Origin of the sequence: Anaerovibrio sp., assembly GCF_024697385.1 — a bacterium.
Lineage (GTDB): Bacteria > Bacillota > Negativicutes > Selenomonadales > Selenomonadaceae > Anaerovibrio.
In genome coordinates, this window is the sequence record NZ_JAILFV010000116.1 from 1 (window position 1) to 2,506 (window position 2,506).

Sequence of the window (2,506 nt, forward strand, 5' to 3'; positions counted from 1 at the left end):
ATTATGCTTTTTGTAATTATAGTGCAGGGATTAATTCAATAAGCCAATAAATATCAGCTCAATAACAAAGCTCGGATTGCTTAATATACGCAGTCCGAGCTTTTTTCATTGTCCTTTATGTAAATTTTCTTAATGCAGGCCCATTGAGATAATTGCAGCAGTCCCCCTGCCTGATTCCCTGTTCTGTCATCTGCCTTATTATTCCATCCCTTATTTTGAACCAGCCGGTGCCCCAGTTGCTGAAAAGGGTATTTTCTGCAGGCGCCCTGCCTATAATTCTCTGCAGGACAATATCCGGGGACAAATGCCTCAAAAACAGTATGACACGCTTTTGATATTCATCCCGCCCAATAAGCTGAAATTCACCGGCCGCATATTGTCTGGCCATTTCCGTACCCTTGACTATATAAAGTGCATGCAGCTTGACCTGGTCAACCTGAAGTGCAGACATCATATGGGCAGCTTCAATGGCATCCCGATCAGTATCCCAGGGAAGATTTAAAATCAGATGGCTGCAGACCAACAGCCCATATCTTTTGACACGCAGCACGGCATCCACAAACTCAGCAAGGCTGTGCCCTCTGTTTATTTTATCTAGGCTGTGATAATTCACTGTCTGAAGTCCAAGCTCCACACATATGTCTATGCCATTCTTTACTGAAATATCTTTCATGACAGCCAGATAATCATCCCTTATACAGTCAGGTCTAGTGGCTATATAAACAGCCACTACCCCATCAGCCTCCACAGCCTCCAAAAGATATGCCTCAAATTTATTTAGAGGCAGATATGTATTGCTGAAATTCTGCAGATAGGGAATAAATTTTGTTGCCTTGTATTTGGGAACAATATGTGCTTTATTGGCCGCTATCTGCTCTGTTATTGTCATGGTAGCCGGCAGGTTTTCATAGCCCGTACCAATTTCACCACAAAAGGTACAGCCATTGACACCATTGGTGCCATCCCTGTTAGGACAGCTCACCGGCAGGGCAATGGGCAATTTATAAGTCTTCTCCCCGTATCGATTTATAAGATATTCTGAAAAAGTATTATATACTGAATCCATTTGAAATATTTCACTTTCCTTAAAAAGTCCTATCCCATTTTTATGCCACGCCATAAATTATCCGGCACTTCATCTTTAGTCAAAAAACCATGCACCAAGGTGTAATATTCCGGCAGATGATCACTGCTCCACAGGATATCTATTCCAAATAATACCTTGGTAATATCCACTACAGAAAAGCCAAATGCATCAATGGCATAACGAGATTTTTCCGGATATCGGCATAGGCCTCCATCCTGTCTTGTACATTCATCACACAGATTGCAGGCCGTAGCAGATAATGAAAGACTGCCCGGACTCTTACCTTCCAGCTTCCGTAGCTTCTCATCTACATCCAGCTTGACGGCAGACATTATATCCCAGCCCACAGCACTTATCTTTTCCGGAGTATCCTTCTTTTGAACCATATCACTGTCAATAATGATTTTTGAACAAACAAGATAAATCCAATCATATCGGTCCAGGAACACCTGGACATCAATATCCAAAGGAGGACATGACCATATTTTCCCATACCTTGGACAATGTTGGCAATATCCAAGGTGCTTTTCTATATCCTGATATTTTTGGGTCATCTCCTGCATGGAAAGGTGTTTAATATATGTCTCTACATTAAAATCCGTCATTTTGTTCCCCTATCTCATTCTCCAGGAATTAGAGGACATTTCCCGCTGTTGTCTGCCCGCATGCTTGTCTGCATGCCTATCCGCACGATAGCCATCATCGTCATAATCTTCTTCATAATGACCTTCGGCATAATATTCCTCATCATAATACGGATCATCACCTTGCATCCTGGCTACCCGCTCAGAATAAGTACGGTCATATTCAGCCTGCAACTGCTTATGCCGGACCTTCTTGGCCTCCCTTTCAGGCTTTACTGTGTTTTCGTCTATCTCAATAATCTGATTGCGGAGGTCCAATACCTTCTCCTCTAATGTCCCATTATAACGCCATTGTTCAAATGTTTCTTCTTTAGAAGAAAAATCTTCCAATTAGCGTTTCAACGAGCTGGGAGATATGCTCGCCAGCTGTTGTAGTTTGTTTTCCCCCACCTAAAGAGGAAGGGGACATCTTAAAGCTCGTTATATATCTTAGGTTATTGAATTCAGTGAATCAACTTCGATTACCCTTGCAAGCACATGGTTGCTGTAAATAAACAGCAACGCCTGTTTACGGGCCAAAATAACCTCATCTCCCACTGAAAAATCGAATACCTCAATATGATATTTTTTATTGAGCTCCCGCCAATTTGTGAAACGATAATCATCAATCAGCGCCGAGGCACCATAACCATTTGGCAGTCTATCTCGCCAAAAAGCCGCTGTCCGCTCCTGATATTTTTCATTATTCCAATTCAGGAAATCAGGCCTGTTTTGCCCGCCATCAGCTGTAAGAGCATCATATCTCAGCAGGTTATCCACTATATCTCCATGCTGC

General features: G+C 42.4%; 4 protein-coding genes. All 4 read right to left on the bottom strand.

Annotated features, from left to right (window positions below; genetic code table 11):
• Positions 1-115: 115 nt before the first annotated feature.
• Complete coding sequence (locus K6C05_RS06345) at positions 116-1,066, bottom strand: TIGR01212 family radical SAM protein (protein ID WP_296732644.1); 951 nt, start codon at positions 1,064-1,066, stop codon at positions 116-118.
• Positions 1,067-1,095: 29 nt separating this feature from the next.
• Positions 1,096-1,692 carry a DUF2284 domain-containing protein gene (locus K6C05_RS06350; RefSeq protein WP_296732646.1) on the bottom strand — a complete coding sequence of 199 codons (597 nt, stop codon included), beginning with the start codon at positions 1,690-1,692 and terminating at the stop codon, positions 1,096-1,098.
• Between the two features lie 9 nt (positions 1,693-1,701).
• The gene (locus K6C05_RS06355) at positions 1,702-2,061 is read right to left on the bottom strand and encodes a hypothetical protein (RefSeq protein ID WP_296732649.1); all 360 of its coding nucleotides are present in this window, start codon (positions 2,059-2,061) and stop codon (positions 1,702-1,704) included.
• Positions 2,062-2,160: 99 nt separating this feature from the next.
• A partial coding sequence (locus K6C05_RS06360) for a DUF4080 domain-containing protein (protein ID WP_296732651.1) occupies positions 2,161-2,506 on the bottom strand: 346 nt, incomplete at its 5' end.